The sequence below is a fragment of the Marivita sp. S2033 genome (assembly GCF_046592965.1).
Classification (GTDB): Bacteria; Pseudomonadota; Alphaproteobacteria; order Rhodobacterales; family Rhodobacteraceae; genus Marivita.
Genome location: NZ_JBISBV010000005.1, coordinates 62,535 through 86,249 on the forward strand (window position 1 = coordinate 62,535; position 23,715 = coordinate 86,249).

A 23,715-nucleotide genomic window follows, 5' to 3' on the forward strand; every position below is an offset into this window, starting at 1 on the left:
GGACGTGATGCATCCAAGCGCTGACGTGCGCACCGATACGCTTGCCGATTTCGATGTGCTTATCACAGCAGAAGAAGCCTGGCCCGCATTCGAGCGGGCCATTTTGAATGCTGAATCCGAAATTGATGCATCTTTCCGTATCTTCGACCTGCGAACCAAGTTGCGCTCTGACGCTGCGCGCGACATCGGGGAAGACTGGTTCGATCTCCTGGAGCACGTCATACGCAAGGGCGTCCGGCTCAGGCTGATCGTGAGCGATTTCGATCCGGTCATGGGCACGTCGCTGCACGAGCTGTCGTGGCAAACGGTGCGCCAAACACTCGCCATGGCCGAAATTGCCGAGGCGAAACCGGGGCAGGTGACGGTTCATGCCGCCCTTCATGCGGCCCGCGCCGGGGCGTTGCCGTGGGTTGCCTTGCTGCCGGGGGCGTTCAAGCTCAAATGGTCGCGCATGAAGCGTCTGGACGAAGCGCGCCTGTCGCGTCAGGCCGTTCTGCTCGACCAGAAGGCAGCGCCGGAACTGCGCACGGCGACGCATCATCAAAAGCTGGCCGTGATCGACGACGACACGCTGTTCATTGGCGGTCTGGACCTCAACGAGCGCCGGTATGATACGACCGAGCATGACCGGCCGGCCTCTGAAACATGGTCCGATGTCCAAGTCATCCTGCGCAATGGACCCGAGGTTGCAGAGGCCAAGGCACATCTTGAAACTTTCATCGGTGTCACCGACGGACGGGTTGAGCCGCCCGCCTTGAAATCCATCAAGCGCACAGCGTCTGCCCCGCGACGTATCCAGTTTCCGTTTCTGTCCCCGCGCACGGTGCTGCGCGAGATCGAGGAAGCGCATTTGATGGCGTTTCGGACCGCCAGGCATCTGCTTCACATCGAGACGCAATTCATGCGGTCCGGAGTCATCGCCGACGCGTTGGCCGAAGCTGCGGCCAAGAACACCGATCTACGTCTGGTGATGGTCCTGCCAGCGTTGCCCGACGATGTTGCCTTTGACGGCGCGCACAGTCTCGACGCGCAATTCGGCATGGCGCTACAGAAAGACGCGTTGCACATCATTGCGCAGGGATTTGGCGACCGTGCGATTTTCGCGTCACCTGTACGACCTGTCATGGCAGCGCGTGACGGGCTTCCCACACTTCGCGGATCTCCGATCGTCTATGTCCACAACAAGGTGCTTATTCGCGATGATGACTATGCCGTCATCGGATCGGGCAATCTGAATGGCCGCTCCATGCGTTGGGATACCGAGGCCGCGATCGAGATCACCGCGCCGGAGCGCTTGACGATCGTGAGAAACAAGATCCTTAATCATTGGTGGTTCGAACCGCTGGCAAAAGACGCGTTCGACTGCGCGACGCTGTTTCCCTGGTGGGACGAGAAAATCGCAAGGAACAGTGTTTGCCTGCCGGAGAACCGTTCGGGGTTCCTTGTTCCGCACGACCCGGATAACTTGGCGGAAACCGCTCAACGCCTGCCCGGCGTCACGGAAAACGTTGTCTGAGCGAATTCGGCTTTCGACTGTCCGGGCGCACAGGAGACAGTGAACATGCCGCGTGGACGCTCTGCCTACCATCCTTCCGAAATCCCTGCCAAGGGTCTGCTCGATGTCGTCGTTCGCATGTGGCACAAGCAGTTGACGCAAAACCTCGGTTTGATTGCGGCGGGGATTGCGTTTTACGGATTGTTGTCACTTTTCCCGGCCATCACCGCAGCGGTGGCGTTCGCCGGCGTTTTCCTGCAACCGGGAATGTTGGTCGCCAACAGCGCCGAGATTGCGGCCATGTTGCCCGACGCGGCGGCCGAGATCGTCCTTGACCAGCTGAATGCGGTGGCGAATGCCGACAACTCGACCCTGAGCTTTACAGCCGTTCTGGCGATTGCGATCACGCTGTATTCCGCGTCACGCGCCGTTGCGAATTTCATCGCCGGACTGAATGTCATCTACGACGAACGCGAAACGCGCAATTTCTTCAAGGTCAAGCTCCTGACCATCGTGTTGACGATGTGCCTGATCGTGGTTGTGATCGCGACCATCCTGATCGTCGCGGCAATCCCGATCTTTGCCTCCATTTTCGCCGAGGCCGGCATCATTGACGACGTCGTGATGTTTCTGCGTTGGCCCGTCCTGTTCGCAATGGGTGTCGTGGGGATCATGATCCTCTATCGGTTCGGACCTGACAGACGTTCGGCGAAGTGGCGTTGGCTCACCCCCGGGGCCGTCTTGGCCTGTGCGCTATGGGTTGCGAGCAGCTATGGCTTCAGCCTCTATGTGCAGTCGTTTGGCTCCTACAACGAAACGTTTGGCGCGCTGGGCGGTGTCATCGTGCTTTTGACGTGGCTTTGGCTATCCGCCTTCGTGGTGCTGATCGGTGCGTCGCTCGACGCGGAACTTGAAGCGCAAACGGCCCGTGACAGTACCATCGGCGCTGATCGCCCGATGGGCGAGCGCGGCGCCGTCAAGGCAGACACATTGGGCGCGGTCCGGGGAGAAGATTTGACGGAACCCTAGCCCTGCCGAGGCGTTGGCTCTTTAAGTGAATTACGAGGGCCTGATGGAACGGCACGACACCAGCCACACATCGTTACCTGATGCCGACAGTGCGCACCGGCTTGCGCAGCTGGAACGGTTGGCCGGCATTCTGGACAGCCGCTTCCGCGTGCCAATCATCGGATTTCGCATCGGGTGGGATTCCATTCTCGGACTGATCCCCGGTGTCGGGGATGTGGCGACCGTTGTACCGGCTGGCTATTTCATCTGGCACGCGCATCGAATGGGCACCCGGAAGTGGGTGCTGGCGCGTATGGGTGTGAACACAGGCATCGACATGGTCATCGGGAGCATACCGCTTGTCGGTGATCTGTTTGACGCCTCGTACAAATCGAACCTGAAAAACCTCGCGCTGCTCAAAGCCGAAATGCAGCAAAAGGTTGTCAAAGCAAGCAAAATGGAGGTTTCCAATGCCTGAACGTCACAGATCGAAAGATGGTAGCCGCGACACCGATAAGGTGCTCGGTGACGACACCGAGGTTTCGCAACAGGGGCGCGCGGGCGGGCGACTTGCTCGCACCGTTGGAACCAAGGACGAGATGAAACGCGCCAATGAACGCCCGGCAGGCGCGACGCGCGTCACCAAAGGCATGGAAGATGAGGAGAGCGGCGATGACGCGTAAATCGGGAGTACCAGAGGGCGCATGGGTCTTGATTGCGGATGGCGAAAAGGCTCTGTTTCTTGTGAACGAAGGTGACGAGCTTGACATGAACCTCGTCGTGCGTGGCAAGGAGGAGCAGGAGAACCCCCAAGCTCAGGACTGGGCCGCCAATCGACCGGGCCGGTTCAATGACGGTCCGAGTGTGCATCGCTCTGCTGTTCAGGATACGGACTGGCATGAGCTCGAAAAAGAGCGGTTTGCCAAGGATCTGGCCGATCAACTCTACAAGGATGCCCACAGCGGGCGCTTTGAGCATTTGATCATCGCCGCCAGCCGTCCTGCCCTCAGCGCGCTGCGCGACGAGCTTCACCAGGAGGTGACAAAGCGCATCATTCTCGATGTTCCAAAAGTGCTCACCAATCACCCGATGGACGAGATCGAAATGCTGATCAGCCGCGAGATGGAAAAGGCCTGATTGACGGCCTGAAATGTGCGCGGCATCGATCATGTTCGCAAGGAGCATCACATCATGAAACCGGCCTATGTCGTCGCCGCTCTCGTGCTTGTGGTGGCCATCGTTTTTGGCTTTTACATTATTGACGTCGATCGTGTCCGAGATGGTTCACTGCCCTCGGTCTCGGTCGACGGGGCAGGACCGTCCGTGAACGATCCCGAAGTCGGTGACGTTAACGTCGGAGAAAGAGACCTTCCGTAAGCGCTTACTGCTGCGAGGGTGGGGGTCCGGTTCCGATAACCTAGGGTCGCCAGCTTTGGCTGCTGTGGTGGGTTGCAATGATCGACCTCGCCAACCGGCTTCAGGCCCGTACCTGCTACAGCGTTTTGCGCTGACAGTCTGGTTAATCAGCAAGAGTTCAGTAGACCCATTTCCACCAGAGACTTGACCTGCATCCTTAATATCAATAATTCTTGATTTATGGATAGGAATCACGCACTCGACGCCTTTGCCGCGCTTGGTCAGTCTACCCGGCTTGATGTGTTCCGCCTGCTTATCAAGGCCGGCGATGGTGGCATGTCGGCAGGCGACATCGGTACCGCCCTCGGGGTTCGCCAGAACACGATGTCGGCCAATCTGGGCGTCTTGGCGCGTTCCGGTTTGATCCGCAGCGTCCGGGAAGGGCGCAACATCCGCTACTTCGCTGACATGGAAGGGATGCGGGGGCTTCTTGCCTTCCTCATGGAGGACTGCTGCGGCGGGCGTCCCGAATTGTGCCAGCCAGTCATCAATGAACTTGCCTGTGCCTGCTAGGGGCACCCTGAGGTCCAAAGATTGAAAGCCCGACATGACCGACATATCTAACTCCGCGACCGCAGGTCTGGGAACCTTCGAACGCTGGCTCTCCGTCTGGGTGGCGCTCGCCATCGGCGCGGGACTGCTCTTGGGCAATCTTTTCCCCGGCGTCTTTTCCTTCCTCGCCTCGCTCGAGGTCGCCTCGGTCAACCTGCCTGTCGCCGTGCTGATCTGGGCGATGGTCTATCCGATGATGGTCGGCGTCGACTTCGGCGCGTTGCGACAGGTGGGCGACAAGCCAAAGGGGCTGGTCGTGACGCTGGTGGTGAACTGGCTGGTCAAGCCCTTCACCATGGCCGCCCTCGGCGTGCTGTTCTTCGAGTATGTCTTTGCCGGCCTGATCCCTCCCGACGATGCACAGGCCTACCTCGCAGGCGTGATCCTGTTGGGGGCCGCGCCCTGCACAGCCATGGTGTTCGTCTGGTCAAACCTCACGCGGGGCGATGCGACCTACACCCTGGTGCAGGTCAGCGTGAACGATGTCATCATGATCTTCGCCTTCGCGCCCATCGTCGCGTTCCTGCTGGGCGTGACGGATATCGTCGTGCCCTGGGATACGCTGCTGCTGTCGGTCGGACTCTACGTCCTGCTGCCGCTGTTGGCCGGGTATCTGACGCGGCGCAATCTCGTCGCGACAGGCAGCGATGCCGCAGTGGATGCGTTCAAATCCCGCGTGCAGCCGTTTTCGATCCTCGGTCTGCTGGTGACGGTGGTGCTGCTCTTCGCCTTTCAGGGCGAGGTCATTCTGGACAGACCGCTCGTTATCGTGCTGATCGCCGTGCCACTGCTGATCCAGTCCTACGGCATATTCTTCGTCGCCTATGGCGCGGCGCGGGCATGGGGCATCCCGTTCAACGTTGCCGCCCCCTGCGCGCTGATCGGTACGTCGAATTTCTTTGAACTGGCCGTGGCCGTCGCCATCAGCCTGTTCGGGCTCGGTTCCGGGGCCGCCCTGGCGACCGTCGTCGGGGTTCTGGTCGAGGTGCCGGTGATGCTGTCACTGGTCGCCTTCGCCAACCGCACGCAGCACTGGTTCCCGAAGGACGGGACGGCGTCGTGAGCATCGTCATTCACCACAACCCCGACTGCGGAACGTCGCGCATCGTGTTGGCAATCATCACGGCATCGGGCGAGACGCCGGTGGTCGTCGAGTATCTGAAGACAGGTTGGACCCGCCCGCAGCTCCTCGCATTGTTCGCCGCTGCCGACCTGACGCCCCGCACCGCCCTGCGGACGACGAAATCTCCGGCAGAGCAATTGGGTCTGCTGGACCCTTCCGTGGATGACGAGACGCTGCTCGCGGCGATGCTCGACCATCCCGTCTTGGTGAACCGCCCCATCGTGTGCTCGCCCAAAGGCGTCCGACTCTGCCGCCCGAGTGAAACCGTGCTCGATCTACTCGATCACCTGCCTTCCGGCCCGATGGTGAAAGAGGACGGCACGCCCCTGATCGACGCAGACGGAAACCGCGTCGGCTGAGGTCGACATGGAAGAGCAGGGAACCAGAGGCCGAATTGTAGCGCACGTTTGAAGAATGCCCGAAAATCTCGATGTCACGATGTGACGGGCTGGTTCATGACCGGCGCACTCCCGCCGCAAGCTACGCGACTGCCGTGATTGAGCGCTAAGCCGCCGTTCCATCCGTAGAAAGCGCCGAGGTTCTGGACCTCTTGACGCGAAAAAAGCGACACCGTGAGGGCAATTCTGCGAACACTCCCGCTGGCGCAGAGGGAGGGGACAGCCAAGTCATTGGAAAAAAATGGAGGCGAGTACCGGAATCGAACCGGTGTACACGGATTTGCAATCCGCTGCGTCACCACTCCGCCAACTCGCCGTGTTGTTGTGGTGTTTCGGATTTAGACGATGGCGCGGGGGTTCGCAAGGGGGAAGGCGGCGGTGACGCTGTGAGCTGGCCAGGCCGGTCGCGGACGATCAACCTAAATGAGAAACGGGGGAGCATTGGCTCCGATGTTCCTGATCTGTCTCGAAGATATCGGGGTGACGCTGGCGCAGCTTGTTTGATGACCGGTTCCAAATTAAAGACCTGAGAAGAAGCAGTTCCGCGCGAGGAAACGGCTTGGGGGCTTGCCGGGCATCTGCGGTGGGGATGTTCGGTCGAAACGCGCGTCATATGCGCCGAAGGACATTTTCGATGACAGATCAGAATTCTGGAGTGACGCGCTATTCACCGGCGCCAGGTGCGTCTGACGAGACGATTGCCCATTTCCTGTCTGCGGCAAATGCGATTGATGTGGCGGGATGGCTTGAACACCTGCCTCAGCCGGAACTTTGGACATACTTGGCGCGGATGTCGCTGGCGCGTCGTGCGGACGTGTTCGGGAATCTTCCGTTGTCGGTGCAGGCGAACCTGGCGCGCAGTCTGACGTCACCCGATCTGGTTGCCATCGTCACCGGGATGGATGCGGATGATCGGGTCGATCTCTTCAACGAACTGACACCGCAGGAACAGGCGCGATTGATGGCCGATCTGTCGAGTGACGATCGCGCCGACATCACCCATCTGTCGGCTTACGCTGAAGAGACTGCCGGTGCGATCATGACCTCGGATTTCGCCGTGCTTGGCGAAGACATGACCGCGGACCAGGCGCTCGGTGAGCTTCGCCGTCAGGCTCCTGACGCGGAAACGATTTACCGCTCTTATGTACTGGACGACCATCACCGCCTGATCGGGTCGGTGCGATTGCACGAGTTGGTGCTGGCGTCGGATGCGGCTCTGGTGCGCGACCTCATGGACGCCGATCCGGTTGCCGTCTCGCAGGATACGGATCGTGAAGACGTTGCGCGGATGATCGCGCGCTATGACCTTCTGGCGTTGCCGGTGGTGGATGATCGGGGCCAGTTGCTCGGAATCGTAACGCATGACGATGCCGCAGACGCGATGCAGGCCGAGACGACCGAGGATTTTCAGAAGATCTCGACCGTGCTGCCGTTTTCGCAAAGCGTGCGCGACGCCGGGATCGGGGTGCTGTATTCAAAGCGGATCGTGTGGCTGGCGCTGTTGGTGTTCGGAAACCTGTTTTCCGGCGCGGGCATCGCCTATTTCGAAGAGACCATACTGGCGTATGTGTCGCTGGTGTTTTTCCTGCCGTTGTTGATCGACAGCAGTGGCAACGCCGGTGCGCAATCGGCCACGTTGATGGTCCGGGCGATTGCCACGGGCGATGTGGCTTTGAAGGACTGGCGCGATTTGATCCTGCGCGAACTGGCAATTGCGGCGGCGCTGGGCGCGACGATGGCGCTGGTGGTGTTTCCGCTCGGTCTGTGGCGCGGTGGGCCCGAGATTGCGTTTGTGGTGGGAATGACAATGGTTCTGGTGGTGATGATCGGCAGCCTTGTCGGCATGTCCTTGCCGTTCCTGCTCAGTCGGATGAAGCTTGATCCGGCCACTGCAAGCGGCCCGCTTGTCACGACGATTTCGGATGCGGTCGGCGTGGTGATCTATTTTTCGATTGCGACACTTGTGTTATCGTTATGACGTGGCACCGGGGGCTTGGCCGCAGATCAGGACATCGCAGGCCGCCTCTCGCAACAGACGTCTTGAGACACTGCCGATAAACGCCCGACGGATCAGACCCGATCGCCCCCGGCCAAGCGCCAACAAATCGACATTCGCACCGCGGCACAGGCTGGCGAGCACGTTTGCAGGATCGCCGTGCAGAACTTGCGTCGCGACGTTCAGTCCTGCGGTTTCGGCCAGCACGGACAGGTGAGCGTCGGCAGTTCGGGCAAGTTCGTCGCGCTGTTCGGCAAGACCTGATTGCGTGGTTCCGACGCGCAGCATCGCCTCTTCGAGTTGAGGCGGAATCTGCACCACCTGCACCAGTTTCAACTGCGCGTGCGGGAAAAAGGCTTTCACGCAAGTCACCGCATCAGTCGCCTGATCGCTGCCGTTCGTGGCGAGCGTTACACGCATGTAAGGCGCATCCGCCGGCGTCTTGACCACCAGAACCGGCGATTTGTCCGCCGCAATCAGGCGTTCCGTCGTCGAGCCAAGCAGCTTGTCCGCGATATCGGTTCGCTGATGGGCGCGCATGACCACAAGATCGGGCGAACGTTCCTCGCACAGCGCGATCAATTGCAAAGCGTGCGCGCCAGCCATGATCCGGATCTCGATTTCTTCACGGGTAATGTCGTGGCTCGCGAGCGCCGACTTGATCGTGTCGCGCGCCGTCTGCGCCGTTCGTCCCAGAAGGCTCGAGGGGTCGTTGAGATCCGCATCACTGCCGGGCAGATCAAGCACATGCACGATCCCGAGCTTGCCGCGACAGGCTTGCGCAACCTCATGCGCGCGGATCAGGACCGCGTCGTCGTGAGGAAGCTGGCCAATCGCGGCGATGACGAGAGGGTGGGGCATGGGCTGGCCTTTTGACGAGTTACGCGCCGGACGCGCGCCCAAAACCCGACAGCATCGACCACGCAGACGCATAGAAGACCATTGCCGGAAGCGCCGTCAAGCCGTAGCTCGACTTTGCCGCTGCCCGATTGCCATCAGCCTCGGGCGACTCGTCGCTATCGGAGGGCGAGGGCAGAACCATCCCGCCATCGTCCTTCCAGCGCGAGAGGCTGCTTTGGCTCGGATCGGAATGTTTCGACCGCTTGGATTTATTGAGATAGGCCGGGAAAAGCTCGTCCAGATCGGCTTTGGAGATCATCATTGGAGTGTCCTTTCGATGGAGAGTGGTCAGGGGTGTCCGCGCGGCCAACGTTGAGGCGGCGCGGACGGCTGAATGCCGAAGCGCGGTTTAGGCGGCGAGCCCGATGGTCGGCGCGGGCGCTGCGGTTTCGGCGACCGGCCGCATGCGGAGCTCGCGATCATCGAAACTGTCAACGATCTGCGTGATCTCGTGACGGTTGATGCCGATATCGCGCAGCATGTGATCGTTCATGCCCTGCAAGGCGGCGATCATCTTGCGTCGTTTCCAATTGCGGAAGGACGACCGGGTCCAGCGTCGCAAGAAGCCGGCCTGAGCGGGCATGTAGTCGGAGCTGCCACCGGTGATTGCGGCAGGGTTTCTGAAGTAGTTTCGGTGAGACAGAAAGGGATGCATATCATCCTCCAAGCGAAGAAATACTGAAGCCACGACAGAAGACCGGCGAGCAGAGGCGGAGGGCGTGTGACAAACGCTCCAACCTGCCAATAAAGCTTGTGTCTCTGTCAACTCGATCAGATCAGGTGGATCTGGTAGAACCCCGAGGCGTGATGCGGCGCGAGCCGGCATCCCCGCCCGGGGTTACCCGCGGTTCAGTAGATATCCTGCGATGCGCAGGACCCTCATATGGAAGCTGAACTTTGTCATGCTCACTATATGGACCGGATCGCCCGAGCTTTCAATCGAGCGTGGCCGAAACCGAACTTTTCGGCGCAAAAGCGCCTACTTTTCAGGTATTTGGCGCAAGTTTGACCGATGCAGGGGGTATAGCGGTCAGAACCTGCGATCAGGATTGACTTGGTGTCGCACCGTGCCTAGCTTATTGGCATGAAGGTTCACGCAGATCATTTTGGATTTCGCTTGCTGAACCGCCCGTTTCCCCGGGCGGTATAGGCGCGTTTGCGCCTTCGTACGTTCCGGGGCTCCTCACTTTGTCACAACCCGTACGCGGCGAACCTTCGCCTGAGGAGATAGCGTCATGAACACCCTGCAATCCGGCCATAGCCACCCGCATACGTTTCCCGACATCAGGGAGCTTCGGATGCCGACCACGTTTCTACCCGAGTCAGATTATGCCAAGCTGCGAGACCATCTTGCGGACTGCGAAGCCGCCCTGCGGCCGTCGTCGGCGCTGTTGGCGCATGTGTTGTCCCACAAGCTGATGACGACCGAGCCCGTTTCAGGCGCGCCGGACACGTCGGTCGTGGTCGGCGGATGCCACGTCACCTATTCGATTGATGACGGGGTCGCGCAATCTGGTCTGCTGGTCCACAACGCGCGTGCGGGCATGGCCAGCGGCGTCATTCCGGTTGCATCATTGCTCGGGGCGGCGCTGATTGGGATGCGAGCCGGTCATCACGCGCCACTGTTGCGCGAGGATGGCAGCATCGGTCGGGTCAAAGTGCTCGATGCCGGCCAACCCGTCTAGACACCACCGCCGAACCGAATTCCTTTCCCCTTCAAGGAGGCTATGAAATGCCATCCACAACACCCGTTTCCACCGCGAAGAAGCCGTCCAAACGGCATCCCAAGGTGATCATCAATGCCGACGATCTTGCCCATCTCGAAGGGCTGGCCGAAGGCATGATGAAGCGCAACCCCGCCTTGGCGGACCGCCTGTTCGACGAAATCGGGCGCGCCCGTATCGTTGCACCTGCCAAGGTGCCGAAAGATGTCGTCACGATGGGAAGCACCGTGACCTATCAGGACGAAGCAACCGGTCAGGAGAAATCCGTCATACTCGTCTATCCCGAAGACGCCGATATCGCGCGAATGCGAGTTTCGGTGATGACGCCCATCGGCGTTGCGCTTCTGGGTCTGAGCGAAGGTGCCAGCTTTTACTGGGACACCCGGACCGATCAGCGCCGGACTCTCAAAATCATCCGCGTCGAGCATCCTGGCGCGGATGACGAGAGCTAAGCCCGCGTCCTGCGAAAACCGGAGGGGCGCTACGCCGCCCCACCGTTGCTCGGGCCCGTCAGCATGAGCCCGGCGCCTTGCGGGTCGTCAGCGCCGATCATCCAGCCTGAATTGTCCGGCAACTCGAACGGGCCGTATTTCACGGTTCCACCAGTCGCTTCCACCGCAGATTTTGCCACGTCGATATCCGCAACCTGAAACGCAAAGTTCCAGAACGGCGTGGCGTCCTTGTCCTTGGCATTCATGACAGCCCCGAAATCCAATTCACCGCTTCGCAGGAACGTGTAGGGGCCGGCATCGTCCATCGGCATGCTGCCGGTTTTCTCCCATCCAAACAGGGCGCTGTAAAACTCGAGCGCCGATGTCTGGTCTCGCGTCACCAATTCGTTCCACACGCAATGGCCTTGCGCCGACGTCGAGAATGCACGGCTCATGTCGTCGCTGTCGCCGCGCATCAGATAAAAATGTGCGCCTTGCGGGTCGGTGACGAAGGCAAAACGCCCGACGCCGGGAATGTCCTGCGGCTCCATGTGCACCGCGCCGCCAAGCAATTTCAGCTTGTCGACCGCGGCATCCACGTCCGCCACCGCGAAATAGACCGACCACACCGGATCGAACGGCGCACCTTCGGGGATCTGCATGATCCCGCTTACCGTATCGCCGTCCTGCGCGGTGCAAAGCCGGTAGTCCCGTCCATCCGCGGTCTGCGTGATGTCGCAAGACCAGCCCATGATCGCGGCGTAAAACTCCTCTGCCACGTCCGGTGCGTTGGTCATCAATTCATACCAGATCGGCGTTCCTTCGCGGATCGTCATGGTTGTTCCTCCTTGGATTCCGAAAACAGCAGTCGGACGTAGTGTACCAGACGATTGCTCCGGTCCGGTCGAGATTCTTCAACCCTGCAATACGCTTGCCGCCAGCGGTGGACAGATGCCGGACGCCTGTGACGCTATTTCACGCGTTCTGCGCATTGCTGAAAGGTCACGGCTATGGCAGAAGTCCACCAAACCAACTGGACGAACGAGTTTTGGACATGATCGATTTTGCAGCCCGCCGAAATATGATGGTCGACACCCAGGTGCGGCCCTCGGATGTGACCAAATTTCCGATCATCGAAGCGATGCTCTCGGTGAAGCGAGAGCTGTTTGTCCCCTCCGATCAAATCGAAGCGGCGTATGTCAGCGAAAACATCCCGCTCGCGCCCGGGCGCGTCGTGCTCGAGCCGCGCACCTTGTCCAAGCTGCTGGACGGCCTCAACATTCAACGCAACGAGCTGGTGCTCGATATCGGGGCAGGGTACGGCTATTCCTCTGCGGTGATCGCGCGGCTGGCCGAAGCGGTGATCGCGGTCGAAGAAGACGAAGACATGGCGGCCGAAGCCCAAACCCTGCTGTCCGAGCAGGGCGCGGATAACGTGGCCGTGCACACCGGCCCGCTGAGCGAAGGCGATGCGAAAAACGGCCCCTTTGATGTCATTGTCATCCAGGGAGGCGTTGCCGATCTCCCCGATGCCCTGATCGACCAGATCAAGGAAGGCGGTCGCATTGGCTGTCTGTTCATGGAAGGCGCGCTTGGCGTCGCGCGCATCGGCTACAAGATCGACGGCGTGATGTCCTGGCGGTACTCGTTCAACGCCTCGGCCCCAGTGTTGCCCGGTTTCGCCACACAGCCCGCTTTTGCGCTATAGGTGTCGACAGATCATCAAAAATAATGGACCGTAAAGGTTCAAGGAGAGCAGCAATGGCGAAATACAGGAATTTGACAGCAATCGCTTTGACATTCGGTCTGGCGATGGGCGCGACGATCGCCAAGGCAGAAACGTTGGCCGACGCCATGATCGGCGCCTACAACACCAGCGGATTGCTAGAGCAGAACCGTGCCGTATTACGGGCCGCCGACGAGGACGTCGCGCAAGCTGTCGCCGCGCTTCGACCCGTCATCAACTGGTCGGCCGACGCGACGCGCCAGTTCGGAACTTCCCGCAGTTCATCGACCGCCGGAAATATCGTGCCGACGGTCTCCAACACGATGTCCGCCAACCTGATCGCGGAACTCACGTTGTTTGACAACGGCCAGAACACGCTGGCGATCAGCACCGCCAAAGAGGCTGTGCTGGCGACGCGGCAACAGCTGGTCAGCGTGGAACAGCAAGTGCTTTTCTCGGCGGTCGAAGCGTTCATGGAAGTGCGCCGCGCGCTTGAAAACGTGGCGCTGCGCCAAAACAACGTGCGCCTGATCACGCAACAACTGCGCGCTGCGCAAGAGCGATTTGAGGTCGGCGAAGTCACTCGCACCGACACCTCTCTGGCCGAAGCGCGTCTTGCTGCCGCTCGCAGCCAGCTTGCGACGGCCCAAGGTGCGCTGACCATTGCGCGCGAGCAATATCTCGCCGTGGTCGGACGGATGCCTGGCAACCTCGAACCGCCACGCAGCTTGCCGAATTTGCCCAATTCTATCGAAACCGCGAAAAGCATCGCCTTGCGCGGACATCCACAGATCAAATCCGTGCAGCATCAGGTCGCCGCGGCCGAATTGAATATCCTGCGCGCCGAGGCCGCGATGAAGCCGACGGTTCGAATGGCTGGCCGCCTGTCGGTGACCGAAGGAATCGATTCCGATAGATTCACCCGCGGCGGCTCCATCGGTATCGAAGCTGGCGGACCGATCTATCAGGGGGGGCGGCTGCCCTCGCTCGTCCGTCAGGCGATGGCGAACCGCGATGCGTCTCGGGGCGTGTTGCACCAAACCATTGATCAGATCGCGCAAACCGTCGGGGTTGCCTATTCCCAACTGCGCATCGCGCGCGCCAGCCTGGTTTCGACCGACGAGCAGATCCGGGCAGCAACGGTGGCGTTCCGGGGAATCCGCGAAGAGGCGGCCCTGGGTGCGCGCACCACCCTTGACGTGCTGAACGCCGAGCAGGAATTGCTGGACGCACGGTCGGCCCGCATATCGGCTCAGGTCGAAGAGGCGATCGCGGCGTACAGGGTCTTGTCCTCATTGGGGCAGTTGACGGCGGGTGACCTGAACCTGAACGTGCAGCAGTATGATCCGGCGACCTATTACAATCTGGTTAAGGACAGCCCCTCAAGCATCTCAAGACAGGGCGAACAACTGGATCGTGTTCTCAAGGCCCTAGGAAATAACTAAGTTTTTTCCTATCTGTTGTGCGAATTGCTGCCGCGGGTTACGCTATGGGCGAGGTAGCAGTGGTGAACCATGTCTGATCCCGTGACAAACGTGGAAATCGAAGACGTTCTATCGTCGATCCGCAAGCTTGTGGCCGAGGAATCGCGCTCCGCTCCGGCCCCGCGCAAACCTGCGCCTGAGCCAGAGCGTCTGGTTCTGACCCCGGCGCAACGTGTGGACGACCCGGTGCCGGTCAAAGCGCCGGATCCGGTCTTGCTGACGCAACCAGTCGACCCTCCACCGCGCGACACGGTTCTGAACAAGCCGATCGAAGAAATTCCCGGAACAGCGCGGCTTTCCGATTTTGGCGATGTCGAAGGTGCTTTCCCCGACGCCGACGGCGCGAATGACGACCACCTTGGCGTTGCCGAACAGGATGTTTCGGACGACACGCATGCGTATTCCGCAAGACAGTCGGAACTAAGCCGCCTGATCGAAGATGAAGTCTCGGCCGCGTTGACGTCGCCGAACGATGCATTCCAATCACTGTCCGACCGCGCCGCCCTCGTGCATGACGATGACGATACAGCATGGGATGACCTCGGCTTTGGTGACGATCAACTGACGCAGGATTCCGAAAGTGACGAGCAAGCACAGGAATTCGTCTCGGTTGACGAGGCCGAGGAGGTAGCATCAGAAGGCACGGCGGCAACGCTCTCACTCGAAGAGAAGGTTGCCGCCCTGGGGCGGCTGGTCGCGCGCGATACCCAAGAGTTTGAAGAAGACCCGGAAACCTCTGGCAGAACGGAACTGGCAGGGCAGGCGGAGGCGATGAACTGGTCTGAACCGGCCCCGTTTATCGAAGTCCGGGACGATGACAATTCCTTTGAAACGGGCAACGAACGCTCGAACGTCTTGCGCTCCGAGAGTGCATGGCCGGCCCCGGATGCCGACCTGCCAGACAGCGCTGACGAGGAACCCGCTGAGATCAGCGCGCCGCCCGCCGACGATGTGAGTGAAGACCTGGCACTGACAGAAATAGACGAGGCACTTCTGCGCGAAATGGTTGTCGATATCGTTCGCCAAGAGCTTCAGGGCGCATTGGGCGAGCGGATCACCCGCAACGTTCGCAAACTGGTGCGGCGCGAGATCCACCGCATGTTGATCGCTCAGGAGCTTGATTGACAAGCTGCGGCGACCAGCATCCAAGCACGCAAAAGGGCCACTCCAAAACGCAAAGAACGCGCCATAAGACAGGCGCGTTCTTTGCAATTTCAAGGGTTTATTAAGCGGCTTCTGCCTGTAGAGCGGCAGCGTTGCGACGCTCGCTCTCTTCACGCGACAGGGCGACAGAGGTGCGAACACCTTTGCCCACAAATTCCATCAGGCCAGACACAACCCGCTCGTTGGGGTCGATCCCGGCGCAGCTCAGCACCTCGCGGCCGTCACGCGACCGCGCCCAACGGGCGATCTGTTCCGGCCCGTTGCCATATTTCTTGTCATCCGCAATTGCGTCATCCAATGCCGCAAGAACCACAGCCGCAAACAGTTTGCGGGCGCGATTACCTTGCTCAGCGTTGAAGGCGGTACCGTCAACGAAATCCTTCATGATCCGTCCTGTGATTATTGCTCTTGTGTTTCCGGCTTGAGGCTTGTTATGGCGTATTTCAGTCGATTCGGATACCCTATATTCGCATAACATCTATGCGTCTGGCGCATAGCTCTTCGCGATTGCGCCACGATATCTGGTCGTCTGGACAGGCTCTCATCGCCCATATATAGGGTCTGCCAAAGTTCGATCAACCTTTTATCAAAGTTTAGCCATGCCCAAAATCAACGGTAACGAAATTCGCCCCGGAAACGTGCTGGAACATAACGGCGGTCTGTGGGCTGCCGTCAAGGTCGACCATGTCAAGCCCGGCAAGGGCGGGGCCTTTGCCCAGGTCGAGATGAAGAACCTGCGCAACGGGTCCAAACTCAACGAGCGCTTCCGGTCCGCCGACAAGGTCGAGCGCGTGCGCCTTGAGCAGAAGGACATGCAGTTTCTCTACGAGACCGACGGGATGCTGGTGTTCATGGATACCGAAACCTACGATCAGGTTGAACTGCCCGCCGATATCCTGGGTGAACGTCGCCCGTTTCTTCAGGATGGCATGACCATCGTTGTGGAATTTCACGAAGCCGAGGCGTTGAACGCGACACTGCCGCAGAAAGTCACCTGCAAGATCGAGGAAACCGAGCCGGTCGTCAAAGGTCAGACCGCCGCCAACAGCTTCAAGCCGGCGATCCTGGACAACGGCGTCAAGGTCATGGTGCCGCCCTTTGTCGGACAGGACGAATTGATCGTCGTCAACACCGAGACGATGGATTATTCCGAACGCGCCTGATCCGGCGTCAGCTTGGCTCGACGCGCGCCACAGTCGCGTCATCAGCCGTCATGGCACCGCTGGCGCGATCAAAGCGCAAATACGCCAATCCCTTGCCACCTGACTGGCTATAAAGCGTTCCGGCGGGTTTTTCGCCCGCCAGAATCTCGGTTCCGACAGGGACGGGGGCCGAGACCGTCACTTGTGCAAGCCCTTTGCGCAATTCGGTCTTGTGCTTCATACGGGCGGTCACCTCTTGCCCGACATAACAACCTTTGCGGAAATCCACGCCGTTCAGACGTTCGAAATCCATCTCTAGGATAAAGCTGTCGGCGGTCAGTTCCACGTCGCTTTCCGGGATCGCGGCCGCGACCCGCAGAGCCGTCCAGTCAACGTCATCGTCGCCCGCTTGGCCGTCATAACCGCGCCAGCCCAACGATGGGTCGCGCGGATCGGCAAACGCGCCGTCCGGAGCATCGCCAAGTCCGCGCGTGACACGGCGATCCGTCTCCTCGATATCGACGGATGAGCGCAGCTTGTACATCATCAGTGCCTGCTTCAGACCTGGCGCCAGCGGCGTCGCGACATCCAGCAGCACGTCGTCGCCATCCGGGACAAGAAAGAAATCGGCCCGATACTTGCCTTGCGGTGTCAGCATCGCGGCATAGACCAACCCCTGCTCAAGCTTGGCGACATCGTTTGTCACAAGCCCTTGCAAGAAGTCATGTGTGTCAGCGCCGCTCAAGCGGAAGATGGTGCGGTCTGTCATTCTGGCCTCGTGTGACGGGGATCACTCAAGAGGTAACAACCTGTCACCAGGCTACAAGGGCCTGCGTGTCTCAATTCTCTGGACGGTCGCGCTCCAGCGGTTCAAGCGCGCCTTGGCGCGGCGTTCCATCCGGGCGCGACGGCAGGCTGATCGTCTTGCAGGTGTCCGCGTCCACCAGTGTCCAGGCATTGCCCTGATAATCCACCTTCGAGGTGCCTGCCGTGTTCTTTTCCGGCTCGCTCATGCCGTCATTCTGCCCCGCCTTTGCGACGCCATAGCACTTTTCTTTCGCCTGTGCAGAGACCGGCGACGTCTGGAGATACAAGGCGGCGGCAATGATGCCAATCAAGGTTGCGGAATGAGTGATGCGCGACATTTGGACAATCCCAGGGAACAGTCGACAGCGAAATGCCACCGACGGCATATTATCGCCTGTTATCGCGCGCTGCGCCAGTCACACAAGCGTGTGAACGCAACGGGGCCGCTCCTGCAAAAGAACGGCCCCACTGTTCGGGATTTACCCTGATTACCTGATTAGACGAGATCAGGTGGTGTTGCGTCGCGCGCCAGCGATTCAACAATTTCGTCCAGCGAGATCACAGATGTCTGCTTTTCGCCAAGGCGGCGCACGGTCACGGTTTTATCCTCGACCTCGCGGTGGCCGATGGCCAAAATCACCGGCACCTTGCCAAGACTGTGTTCGCGCACCTTGTAGTTGATCTTTTCGTTGCGAATGTCGGCTTCGGCCCGCACGCCCTCGGCCTGAAGCGCGGCAACGACCTCGTGCACATACGCATCCGCTTCCGACACGATAGAGGCCACGACAACCTGACGCGGGGCCAGCCAGAACGGTAGTTTGCCTTCCCAGTTCTCGATCAGGATGCCGATGAAGCGCTCGAAAGAACCCAGACAGGCACGGTGCAGCATGTAGGGGCGATGCCGGTCGCCATCGGCACCGATATAGTTCGCGCCAAGCCGTTCCGGCAGGTTCGGATCGACCTGGAACGTGCCGCATTGCCAGACCCGGCCGATTGCGTCGGTCAGGTAGAAATCGAGCTTCGGGCCGTAGAATGCCCCGTCGCCCGGCTCCAGCACATACTCGCGCCCCACCGCCTTGATCGCGTTCTCCAGCGCGCCTTCTACGTGATCCCAGCTTTCGTCAGAGCCGACGCGCTTTTCGGGGCGAGTGGCGAAACGGATCTCGAAATCGTCAAACCCGAGTTCCTTGTAGACATTGGCAAGGAAGTCGATGAAGCGGGCGCATTCCTCCTGAATCTGGTCCTCGGTGCAGAAGATATGCGCGTCGTCCTGCGTAAAGCCGCGCACGCGCATGATGCCGTGCAGCGCGCCCGACGGCTCGAATCGCGCGCAGGAGCCGAATTCGGCCAGCCGCAGCGGCAGGTCGCGATAGGATTTCAGACCCTGGTTGAACACCTGCACATGGCACGGGCAATTCATCGGCTTGAGCGCGTTGATGCGGGTCTGGTCCTTGTTCTTCGCGCTCGCATCGTCGGTCTCGCCGTCGCGGCTTTCGTCCACCTCGACGATGAACATATGGTGCTGGTATTTCTCCCAATGGCCCGACGCTTCCCACAGCTTTCGGTCCACCACCTGCGGCGTGTTGATCTCTTGATAGCCACCGGCGCGCTGCTTGCGGCGCATGTAGTCCTGAAGCAGCGTGTAGATCGTCCAGCCGTTCGGGTGCCAGAACACCTGACCGGGGGCTTCTTCCTGCATGTGGAACAGGTCCATCTCGCGCCCAAGGCGGCGATGATCGCGCTTTTCCGCTTCTTCGAGGAAGGTCAGGTATTTCTTCAGGTCATCGCGGTTCTTGAACGCCACGCCATAGATCCGTTGCAGCATCGGGCGGGTGTTGTCGCCAAGGAAATAAGCGGCGCTGACGTTCATCAGTTTGAAGGCATCGGCCGGCACCTGTCCGGTATGGGCAAGATGCGGCCCGCGACACAGATCCATCCAATCGCCGTGCCAATACATGCGAATGTCTTCGCCCTCCGGAATCCGGTCGAGGATCTCGACCTTGAAGGGCTCGTTATTGTCGGTGTAGTGCTGGCGCACTTTTTCGCGTGACCAAAGCTCCGTGCGCACGTCGTCGCGCGCGTTGATGATCTCTTTCATCCGCTTTTCGATAGCGCCGAGGTCTTCGGGCGTGAACGGTTCCTTGCGGTCGAAATCGTAAAACCAACCATTGTCGCGCACCGGTCCGATGGTGACTTTGACATCAGGCCAGATTTCCTGCACCGCCCGCGCCATGATATGTGCAAGATCGTGACGGATCAGTTCCAGCGCCGGCTCATCGTCCGACATGGTGTTGATGGCAATCTGCGCATCATGGGCGATCGGCCACTGCAGATCGTGATGCGTGCCATTCACGGTGGCTGAAATTGCCTTCTTGGACAACGATTTGGAAATACTCGCTGCGACATCGGCAGGGGTGACGCCTGCGTCATACTCGCGCGCAGTGCCGTCGGGGAAGGTCAGGGAAATCTGGCTCATGGCCGATGCTCCTCGTCAGTTTGGCGCCCACGGAACGCCCGGTTGCGGGTTATGTGTGATAGACGCGCTTTTGGCAGTGCTGCAAAGCAGCGTCAAGATGCGGTGGCGCGATAGGCTTGGTGTGCTAGGTAAATACCCCGAACCCAATATGCCATTCAGCACAATCGCGCGTTTGCGGAGAGTTGAATCTACCAGCACGGATGCCACAGTCATGACCACTCCCATCCAATCGGCCTATGAAGAGATCACGGGCGCAACCGAGGACGTTCGCGCCCGCGAGGCCCGCAACGGCGTGCGTCACATGCTCAGCCTGTCGATGACCAAGGTGGCAGACGGGTTGATCGACCCCAAGCTGGTGCTGAGCTGGCTTGCCGGAGCACTGGGTGCCCCCGCTGCATTGATCGGGCTGCTGGTTCCCATCCGCGAGGCCGGGGCGCTCTTGCCGCAGATCGTCATGGCGGGATGGGTGGAGTCGATGACGCATCGCAAATGGGCGTGGGTCATGGGATCGTTTGGCCAGGGTGTCGCGGCACTGGCAATCGTGGGTATTGCCCTGACGATGACAGAAGCTGCCGCGGGAGTTGCACTCTGCGCTGCATTGGCGGTGCTGGCCGTGTCGCGGGCGGCCTGTTCGGTCAGTTACAAGGACATTCTGGGCAAGACGGTGCAGAAAACCCGCCGCGGCGCAGTGACGGGTGTTGCTGGCTCTGTCGCGTCCATCGCGGTGCTGGTGTTTGCCGGATTGCTTATCTCCGGTCTCTTGCGCGACGTGCTGCCGGTGGTTGTCGCCATCGGGTTGGCGGCGCTGCTTTGGGTTGGCGCGGCATTGCTGTTTTCGCGGCTCGAAGAAAAGGCGTCTGACGAGACCAGGGATACAACAATTGATTTCACCCCGCTCAAGGAAGACGCGCAGTTTCGGATGTTCATCCTTGTGCGCGGATTACTGACGGTGACCGCACTGGCACCGCCCTATTTCGTCATGCTGGGGGGCGGACAATCGGCGTTGCAGGGGCTGGGAGCCTTGCTTCTGGCCTCGGCTGCGGCGGCGTTTGTCAGTTCCTACATCTGGGGCCGCTTCTCGGACCGCTCCGCGCGCAAGGTGCTTTTTGCATCCGGGCTGATGGCGTCGATATTCGCCGCATTGGCGGTGGCCGCCGAGGTGGTCGGCTGGGCGAAAAGCGTGTGGGTGATTCCTCTCATCCTGTTCTTCTTCATGCTGTCCTATCAGGGCGTGCGTTCGGCGCGCTCGGTCTATCTGGTGGATATGTCGCCCGGAGATGCGCGTTCGTCCTACGCGGCACTGGCCAATACGGCGATCGGCGTGTTGCTGTTGTTGACAGGCGCGCTTGGCGGCGTTCTGGCATTGGTCGGGCCGGTGGCATCGCTCATCGGGTTTGCCGCGTTGTCGCTGGTTGGCGGGCTGCTGGCGCTCAGATTGAACGAGGTCGAACAGGACTGAGCACGCATCGCCTCTTGGGTTTTCGCGTGTGGTGCGTAAAGTCGCGCAAACCAGAACGGAGGCGTGTGTGACAGAATTGACCCATATCGACGGAGCGAACGGCACAAAGCTGGCCTATGTCAAAACGCAAGGACAGGGTCCGTGCATCGTGTTCCTGTCGGGGTTCAAGTCCGACATGGAAGGCACCAAGGCGATCCATCTGGAGGCATGGGCGCGCGATCGGGGTCGCGCATTCTTGCGGTTCGACTATTCCGGACACGGCGCGTCGGGCGGTGCGTTCGAGGATGGCTCGATCGGTGGTTGGGCCGCGGATTCGCAAGCGGTGATCGAGGCGGCGACCGACGGGCCGGTGATCCTCGTGGGCTCGTCGATGGGCGGCTGGATTGCAGCGTTGCTCAGCAAGGTGCTGCCGCAAGTGGTGGGATGTGTCGGCATCGCGGCGGCCCCGGATTTCACCGAAGACGGGTTCTGGGCGAATTTCACCGAAGACCAGCGCCGTGCGGTCATGGACGACGGACAAATCGCCCTGCCGTCGGAATATGACGAACCCTATATCATCACCCGCCGCCTCATCGAAGACGGGCGCGACCGGCTCGTGCTGCGCGCACCATTGCCGATGAGCTTTCCCGTGCGACTGTTGCAGGGCACCGAAGACACCTCCGTGACACGCAAAACGGCGTTGCGTCTGCTCGATCACATCGACGGCCCGGATGTGCGGCTGACCTTCGTGAAAGGCGCAGACCATCGCTTTTCCGACCCCGCCAGCCTCGCTCTGATCGAGTCCGCGATTGTTGACGTGGGCGGGTAGGCGGCTTCTTCCAACGGACCGGGCATGATGGCAAACGGCATGGCTGCTCGCACCGTGTCAGAGTGTTATGCGAGCAGGCGTTAACCAAATCGAAGGAAAAGCAGTGGAAAGAGGGGCAGAGGGCAAATGCTGGTCTGCCGATGTTGCGGGTCGGTCGGACGACTGAAAGGTTGAGCATGAAAGGCTTCGATACCCGCTTCGCGGATTTTCCCGACTATATCCTCGGGACCACGCGGGAGATTTGGGAAAACCGTGGTCTTCGTGCGCGGATGAAGGAGTATTATCATCCCGAAGTGATCGTGAGGATGCCCGGCGGCATATCGTTTGGCGAAAACGCCCTGTCCGCCGCGACGATGTCGGCGCTGACAGAATTTCCGGATCATGTCTTGCTTGGTGAAGACGTGATTTGGTCCGGCTCTCCCGAGGTGGGGATGTTGGCATCACATCGCCAACTGGCCTGCGCAACACATGCACGAGACGGTGCGTTCGGGCCGGCAACGGGGCGCAAGATCGAATATCGCGTGATCGCGGATCGCTATGCGAAGAATAACAGGATCAGCGACGAATGGGTGATCCGCGACAGTGCCGCGATGGTTCACCAGCTTGGGTTTTCCGTCAAGGAATGGGCGCGCGACCGCATCTCCGCTCTTGATCCGGACACCCAACCGTTCCGGCCCGCAATCGACGTCCAGGGCCCCTACACCGGGCGCGGGAACGACAATCAGTGGGGGCACGCATTTGCGGCGCTGTTGGGCCGCATCATGGAGGGCGAAAATTCGGTAATCGCGGATCAATATGATCGCGCTGTTCAGGCCGAATATCCCGGTGGAACCTCGGTTCACGGGATCGCAGAGGTGGACGCATTCTGGCTCGGCCTGCGCGCGGCGTTTCCATCGGCCACCTTTGCAATTCACCACCGGATCGGCATGGACGACGCCAACATGTCACCGCGCGCTGCGATCCGCTGGTCACTCAGCGGCAAACACGACGGCTGGGGCGCCTTTGGAGCACCGACGGGGGCAGAGGTGCATGTGATGGGGATCAGCCATGCCGAATTCGGGCCGCGTGGTTTGCGCCGCGAATGGACCCTCTACGACGCGACCGCGATCTGGATGCAGATCCTGGCACATCAGGGATGACGCCGAACGTCGCAGGAGAAATCAATGCGCGATGCGGCCTTTCTTGTTAGCATGAACGCCCAACGGGGAGAACGATCATGCTGAAAATCACCAAACCTGAACCCAACAGGGTCGATATCGAGCTTTCGGGCAAACTGGACGCGGACACCATGGCGAAAGGGCTGGATGAGCTGCTCGCCCTGTCGCAAGACGTCAACAACGGTGTCATGCTTTATCGCATCACCAGCATCGCAATGCCCGATCTCGGTGCCATAGCCGTCGAGTTGTCCCGCCTGCCAAAGCTGTTCGGATTGCTCAGCCGGTTCGACCGCTGCGCGGTTCTGAGCGATGCGGCCTGGATCCGCACGGCCGCGGAGGTCGAGGGCGCGCTCTTGCCTGGCTTTGAGATCAAGTCGTTCGAATTGGGTCAAGTTGATCGGGCCGAAGCGTGGTTGAAAACGGGAATGGCGTGAGCATCGAGCCGAAAG

28 protein-coding genes and 1 tRNA gene are annotated in these 23,715 nt (G+C 60.3%); 20 read left to right on the forward strand and 9 right to left on the reverse strand.

The window, feature by feature from the left end:
- Positions 1 to 7 precede the first annotated feature (7 nt).
- The 9 genes from ACGKZZ_RS10395 to arsC all read left to right on the forward strand — a co-directional run bounded on the left by ACGKZZ_RS10395 (position 8) and on the right by arsC (position 5,953).
- Positions 8 to 1,516, forward strand: a complete 1,509-nt coding sequence (locus ACGKZZ_RS10395) for a phospholipase D family protein (RefSeq protein WP_411223500.1) — start codon at positions 8 to 10, stop codon at positions 1,514 to 1,516.
- Between the two features lie 45 nt (positions 1,517 to 1,561).
- On the forward strand, positions 1,562 to 2,524 hold the full coding sequence (locus tag ACGKZZ_RS10400; RefSeq protein WP_411223501.1) for a YihY/virulence factor BrkB family protein: 963 nt from the start codon (positions 1,562 to 1,564) through the stop codon (positions 2,522 to 2,524).
- Between the two features lie 25 nt (positions 2,525 to 2,549).
- Positions 2,550 to 2,981: a DUF4112 domain-containing protein gene (locus ACGKZZ_RS10405; RefSeq protein ID WP_411223502.1), complete on the forward strand. Its 432-nt coding sequence runs from the start codon at positions 2,550 to 2,552 to the stop codon at positions 2,979 to 2,981.
- The gene (locus ACGKZZ_RS10410; protein WP_411223503.1) at positions 2,974 to 3,186 is read left to right on the forward strand and encodes a hypothetical protein; all 213 of its coding nucleotides are present in this window, start codon (positions 2,974 to 2,976) and stop codon (positions 3,184 to 3,186) included. The genes ACGKZZ_RS10405 and ACGKZZ_RS10410 overlap by 8 nt, the downstream gene beginning before the upstream one ends.
- Complete coding sequence (locus tag ACGKZZ_RS10415) at positions 3,176 to 3,640, forward strand: host attachment protein (protein WP_411223504.1); 465 nt, start codon at positions 3,176 to 3,178, stop codon at positions 3,638 to 3,640. Before ACGKZZ_RS10410 ends, ACGKZZ_RS10415 begins: the two co-directional genes overlap by 11 nt.
- Positions 3,641 to 3,694: 54 nt before the next feature.
- The gene (locus tag ACGKZZ_RS10420) at positions 3,695 to 3,880 is read left to right on the forward strand and encodes a hypothetical protein (RefSeq protein WP_411223505.1); all 186 of its coding nucleotides are present in this window, start codon (positions 3,695 to 3,697) and stop codon (positions 3,878 to 3,880) included.
- Between the two features lie 219 nt (positions 3,881 to 4,099).
- A complete protein-coding gene (locus tag ACGKZZ_RS10425; protein ID WP_411223506.1) occupies positions 4,100 to 4,432 on the forward strand; it encodes an ArsR/SmtB family transcription factor in 333 nt (110 codons plus the stop codon).
- A gap of 34 nt (positions 4,433 to 4,466) precedes the next feature.
- Positions 4,467 to 5,534, forward strand: a complete 1,068-nt coding sequence (gene arsB, locus ACGKZZ_RS10430) for an ACR3 family arsenite efflux transporter (protein ID WP_411223507.1) — start codon at positions 4,467 to 4,469, stop codon at positions 5,532 to 5,534.
- Positions 5,531 to 5,953, forward strand: a complete 423-nt coding sequence (gene arsC, locus ACGKZZ_RS10435; RefSeq protein ID WP_411223508.1) for an arsenate reductase (glutaredoxin) — start codon at positions 5,531 to 5,533, stop codon at positions 5,951 to 5,953. Before arsB ends, arsC begins: the two co-directional genes overlap by 4 nt.
- Before the next feature lie 281 nt (positions 5,954 to 6,234).
- Here arsC and ACGKZZ_RS10440 read toward each other — a convergent pair.
- Positions 6,235 to 6,308: transfer RNA gene (locus ACGKZZ_RS10440), tRNA-Cys, on the reverse strand.
- Positions 6,309 to 6,626: 318 nt separating this feature from the next.
- Between ACGKZZ_RS10440 and mgtE the strand changes: the two genes are divergently transcribed.
- On the forward strand, positions 6,627 to 7,970 hold the full coding sequence (mgtE, locus tag ACGKZZ_RS10445; RefSeq protein ID WP_411223509.1) for a magnesium transporter: 1,344 nt from the start codon (positions 6,627 to 6,629) through the stop codon (positions 7,968 to 7,970).
- Here the strand turns inward: mgtE and ACGKZZ_RS10450 are convergent.
- The 3 genes from ACGKZZ_RS10450 to ACGKZZ_RS10460 form a co-directional block, all read right to left on the reverse strand.
- Entirely contained in the window at positions 7,965 to 8,849 is an 885-nt protein-coding gene (locus ACGKZZ_RS10450) for a universal stress protein (RefSeq protein ID WP_411223510.1), read from the reverse strand. The genes mgtE and ACGKZZ_RS10450 overlap by 6 nt on opposite strands.
- A gap of 19 nt (positions 8,850 to 8,868) precedes the next feature.
- Entirely contained in the window at positions 8,869 to 9,150 is a 282-nt protein-coding gene (locus tag ACGKZZ_RS10455; RefSeq protein WP_411223511.1) for a hypothetical protein, read from the reverse strand.
- An 87-nt stretch (positions 9,151 to 9,237) separates the two neighbouring features.
- On the reverse strand, positions 9,238 to 9,543 hold the full coding sequence (locus ACGKZZ_RS10460) for a DUF1127 domain-containing protein (RefSeq protein WP_411223512.1): 306 nt from the start codon (positions 9,541 to 9,543) through the stop codon (positions 9,238 to 9,240).
- A 580-nt stretch (positions 9,544 to 10,123) separates the two neighbouring features.
- On the opposite strand from ACGKZZ_RS10460, the gene ACGKZZ_RS10465 reads away from it, so the two are divergent.
- Positions 10,124 to 10,573: a hypothetical protein gene (locus tag ACGKZZ_RS10465; protein WP_411223513.1), complete on the forward strand. Its 450-nt coding sequence runs from the start codon at positions 10,124 to 10,126 to the stop codon at positions 10,571 to 10,573.
- A 47-nt stretch (positions 10,574 to 10,620) separates the two neighbouring features.
- Positions 10,621 to 11,064, forward strand: a complete 444-nt coding sequence (rnk, locus tag ACGKZZ_RS10470) for a nucleoside diphosphate kinase regulator (protein WP_411223514.1) — start codon at positions 10,621 to 10,623, stop codon at positions 11,062 to 11,064.
- Between the two features lie 29 nt (positions 11,065 to 11,093).
- On the opposite strand, the gene ACGKZZ_RS10475 is transcribed toward rnk, so the two are convergent.
- Positions 11,094 to 11,879, reverse strand: coding sequence for a VOC family protein (locus ACGKZZ_RS10475; RefSeq protein WP_411223515.1), 786 nt, complete (start codon positions 11,877 to 11,879; stop codon positions 11,094 to 11,096).
- Positions 11,880 to 12,097: 218 nt separating this feature from the next.
- Here ACGKZZ_RS10475 and ACGKZZ_RS10480 point away from each other — a divergent pair, with 218 nt between their 5' ends.
- The 3 genes from ACGKZZ_RS10480 (at position 12,098) to ACGKZZ_RS10490 (ending at position 15,378) form a co-directional block, all read left to right on the forward strand.
- The gene (locus ACGKZZ_RS10480) at positions 12,098 to 12,751 is read left to right on the forward strand and encodes a protein-L-isoaspartate O-methyltransferase family protein (protein WP_411223516.1); all 654 of its coding nucleotides are present in this window, start codon (positions 12,098 to 12,100) and stop codon (positions 12,749 to 12,751) included.
- Positions 12,752 to 12,804: 53 nt separating this feature from the next.
- Entirely contained in the window at positions 12,805 to 14,214 is a 1,410-nt protein-coding gene (locus tag ACGKZZ_RS10485; protein ID WP_411223517.1) for a TolC family outer membrane protein, read from the forward strand.
- A gap of 69 nt (positions 14,215 to 14,283) precedes the next feature.
- On the forward strand, positions 14,284 to 15,378 hold the full coding sequence (locus tag ACGKZZ_RS10490) for a hypothetical protein (RefSeq protein WP_411223518.1): 1,095 nt from the start codon (positions 14,284 to 14,286) through the stop codon (positions 15,376 to 15,378).
- A 100-nt stretch (positions 15,379 to 15,478) separates the two neighbouring features.
- Here ACGKZZ_RS10490 and ACGKZZ_RS10495 read toward each other — a convergent pair whose 3' ends face one another.
- On the reverse strand, positions 15,479 to 15,802 hold the full coding sequence (locus ACGKZZ_RS10495) for a DUF6280 family protein (protein WP_411223519.1): 324 nt from the start codon (positions 15,800 to 15,802) through the stop codon (positions 15,479 to 15,481).
- Positions 15,803 to 16,016: 214 nt separating this feature from the next.
- Here ACGKZZ_RS10495 and efp point away from each other — a divergent pair, with 214 nt between their 5' ends.
- Complete coding sequence (gene efp / locus ACGKZZ_RS10500) at positions 16,017 to 16,580, forward strand: elongation factor P (protein WP_411223520.1); 564 nt, start codon at positions 16,017 to 16,019, stop codon at positions 16,578 to 16,580.
- 7 nt (positions 16,581 to 16,587) lie between these two features.
- Here the strand turns inward: efp and ACGKZZ_RS10505 are convergent, their stop codons facing one another.
- From ACGKZZ_RS10505 to thrS, 3 genes are all read right to left on the reverse strand, one after another.
- On the reverse strand, positions 16,588 to 17,328 hold the full coding sequence (locus ACGKZZ_RS10505) for a YgfZ/GcvT domain-containing protein (RefSeq protein ID WP_411223521.1): 741 nt from the start codon (positions 17,326 to 17,328) through the stop codon (positions 16,588 to 16,590).
- 70 nt (positions 17,329 to 17,398) lie between these two features.
- On the reverse strand, positions 17,399 to 17,704 hold the full coding sequence (locus ACGKZZ_RS10510) for a DUF2282 domain-containing protein (protein ID WP_411223522.1): 306 nt from the start codon (positions 17,702 to 17,704) through the stop codon (positions 17,399 to 17,401).
- 158 nt (positions 17,705 to 17,862) lie between these two features.
- Positions 17,863 to 19,842: a threonine--tRNA ligase gene (gene thrS, locus ACGKZZ_RS10515; protein WP_411223523.1), complete on the reverse strand. Its 1,980-nt coding sequence runs from the start codon at positions 19,840 to 19,842 to the stop codon at positions 17,863 to 17,865.
- A gap of 211 nt (positions 19,843 to 20,053) precedes the next feature.
- Here thrS and ACGKZZ_RS10520 point away from each other — a divergent pair, with 211 nt between their 5' ends.
- The 4 genes from ACGKZZ_RS10520 (at position 20,054) to ACGKZZ_RS10535 (ending at position 23,700) form a co-directional block, all read left to right on the forward strand.
- Complete coding sequence (locus ACGKZZ_RS10520) at positions 20,054 to 21,301, forward strand: MFS transporter (RefSeq protein WP_411223524.1); 1,248 nt, start codon at positions 20,054 to 20,056, stop codon at positions 21,299 to 21,301.
- 67 nt (positions 21,302 to 21,368) lie between these two features.
- Positions 21,369 to 22,109 carry an alpha/beta hydrolase gene (locus ACGKZZ_RS10525; protein ID WP_411223525.1) on the forward strand — a complete coding sequence of 247 codons (741 nt, stop codon included), beginning with the start codon at positions 21,369 to 21,371 and terminating at the stop codon, positions 22,107 to 22,109.
- Between the two features lie 176 nt (positions 22,110 to 22,285).
- Positions 22,286 to 23,248: an ester cyclase gene (locus ACGKZZ_RS10530; protein ID WP_411223526.1), complete on the forward strand. Its 963-nt coding sequence runs from the start codon at positions 22,286 to 22,288 to the stop codon at positions 23,246 to 23,248.
- 77 nt (positions 23,249 to 23,325) lie between these two features.
- The gene (locus tag ACGKZZ_RS10535; protein WP_411223527.1) at positions 23,326 to 23,700 is read left to right on the forward strand and encodes an STAS/SEC14 domain-containing protein; all 375 of its coding nucleotides are present in this window, start codon (positions 23,326 to 23,328) and stop codon (positions 23,698 to 23,700) included.
- Positions 23,701 to 23,715 lie beyond the last annotated feature (15 nt).

What these genes read in the sequence shown, in the direction of transcription:
- ACGKZZ_RS10480 (WP_411223516.1), top strand. Translation starts at nt 12,098, where the DNA reads ATGATCGATTTTGCAGCCCGCCGAAATATGATGGTCGACACCCAGGTG.
- ACGKZZ_RS10455 (WP_411223511.1), bottom strand. Translation starts at nt 9,150, where the DNA reads ATGATGATCTCCAAAGCCGATCTGGACGAGCTTTTCCCGGCCTATCTC.
- ACGKZZ_RS10400 (WP_411223501.1), top strand. Translation starts at nt 1,562, where the DNA reads ATGCCGCGTGGACGCTCTGCCTACCATCCTTCCGAAATCCCTGCCAAG.
- ACGKZZ_RS10535 (WP_411223527.1), top strand. Translation starts at nt 23,326, where the DNA reads ATGCTGAAAATCACCAAACCTGAACCCAACAGGGTCGATATCGAGCTT.
- rnk (WP_411223514.1), top strand. Translation starts at nt 10,621, where the DNA reads ATGCCATCCACAACACCCGTTTCCACCGCGAAGAAGCCGTCCAAACGG.
- ACGKZZ_RS10475 (WP_411223515.1), bottom strand. Translation starts at nt 11,879, where the DNA reads ATGACGATCCGCGAAGGAACGCCGATCTGGTATGAATTGATGACCAAC.
- ACGKZZ_RS10490 (WP_411223518.1), top strand. Translation starts at nt 14,284, where the DNA reads ATGTCTGATCCCGTGACAAACGTGGAAATCGAAGACGTTCTATCGTCG.
- ACGKZZ_RS10415 (WP_411223504.1), top strand. Translation starts at nt 3,176, where the DNA reads ATGACGCGTAAATCGGGAGTACCAGAGGGCGCATGGGTCTTGATTGCG.
- ACGKZZ_RS10495 (WP_411223519.1), bottom strand. Translation starts at nt 15,802, where the DNA reads ATGAAGGATTTCGTTGACGGTACCGCCTTCAACGCTGAGCAAGGTAAT.
- ACGKZZ_RS10410 (WP_411223503.1), top strand. Translation starts at nt 2,974, where the DNA reads ATGCCTGAACGTCACAGATCGAAAGATGGTAGCCGCGACACCGATAAG.
- ACGKZZ_RS10395 (WP_411223500.1), top strand. Translation starts at nt 8, where the DNA reads ATGCATCCAAGCGCTGACGTGCGCACCGATACGCTTGCCGATTTCGAT.
- ACGKZZ_RS10505 (WP_411223521.1), bottom strand. Translation starts at nt 17,328, where the DNA reads ATGACAGACCGCACCATCTTCCGCTTGAGCGGCGCTGACACACATGAC.
- ACGKZZ_RS10530 (WP_411223526.1), top strand. Translation starts at nt 22,286, where the DNA reads ATGAAAGGCTTCGATACCCGCTTCGCGGATTTTCCCGACTATATCCTC.
- ACGKZZ_RS10450 (WP_411223510.1), bottom strand. Translation starts at nt 8,849, where the DNA reads ATGCCCCACCCTCTCGTCATCGCCGCGATTGGCCAGCTTCCTCACGAC.
- ACGKZZ_RS10425 (WP_411223506.1), top strand. Translation starts at nt 4,100, where the DNA reads ATGGATAGGAATCACGCACTCGACGCCTTTGCCGCGCTTGGTCAGTCT.
- thrS (WP_411223523.1), bottom strand. Translation starts at nt 19,842, where the DNA reads ATGAGCCAGATTTCCCTGACCTTCCCCGACGGCACTGCGCGCGAGTAT.
- arsB (WP_411223507.1), top strand. Translation starts at nt 4,467, where the DNA reads ATGACCGACATATCTAACTCCGCGACCGCAGGTCTGGGAACCTTCGAA.
- ACGKZZ_RS10460 (WP_411223512.1), bottom strand. Translation starts at nt 9,543, where the DNA reads ATGCATCCCTTTCTGTCTCACCGAAACTACTTCAGAAACCCTGCCGCA.
- ACGKZZ_RS10510 (WP_411223522.1), bottom strand. Translation starts at nt 17,704, where the DNA reads ATGTCGCGCATCACTCATTCCGCAACCTTGATTGGCATCATTGCCGCC.
- efp (WP_411223520.1), top strand. Translation starts at nt 16,017, where the DNA reads ATGCCCAAAATCAACGGTAACGAAATTCGCCCCGGAAACGTGCTGGAA.
- mgtE (WP_411223509.1), top strand. Translation starts at nt 6,627, where the DNA reads ATGACAGATCAGAATTCTGGAGTGACGCGCTATTCACCGGCGCCAGGT.
- ACGKZZ_RS10520 (WP_411223524.1), top strand. Translation starts at nt 20,054, where the DNA reads ATGACCACTCCCATCCAATCGGCCTATGAAGAGATCACGGGCGCAACC.
- ACGKZZ_RS10465 (WP_411223513.1), top strand. Translation starts at nt 10,124, where the DNA reads ATGAACACCCTGCAATCCGGCCATAGCCACCCGCATACGTTTCCCGAC.
- ACGKZZ_RS10485 (WP_411223517.1), top strand. Translation starts at nt 12,805, where the DNA reads ATGGCGAAATACAGGAATTTGACAGCAATCGCTTTGACATTCGGTCTG.
- ACGKZZ_RS10420 (WP_411223505.1), top strand. Translation starts at nt 3,695, where the DNA reads ATGAAACCGGCCTATGTCGTCGCCGCTCTCGTGCTTGTGGTGGCCATC.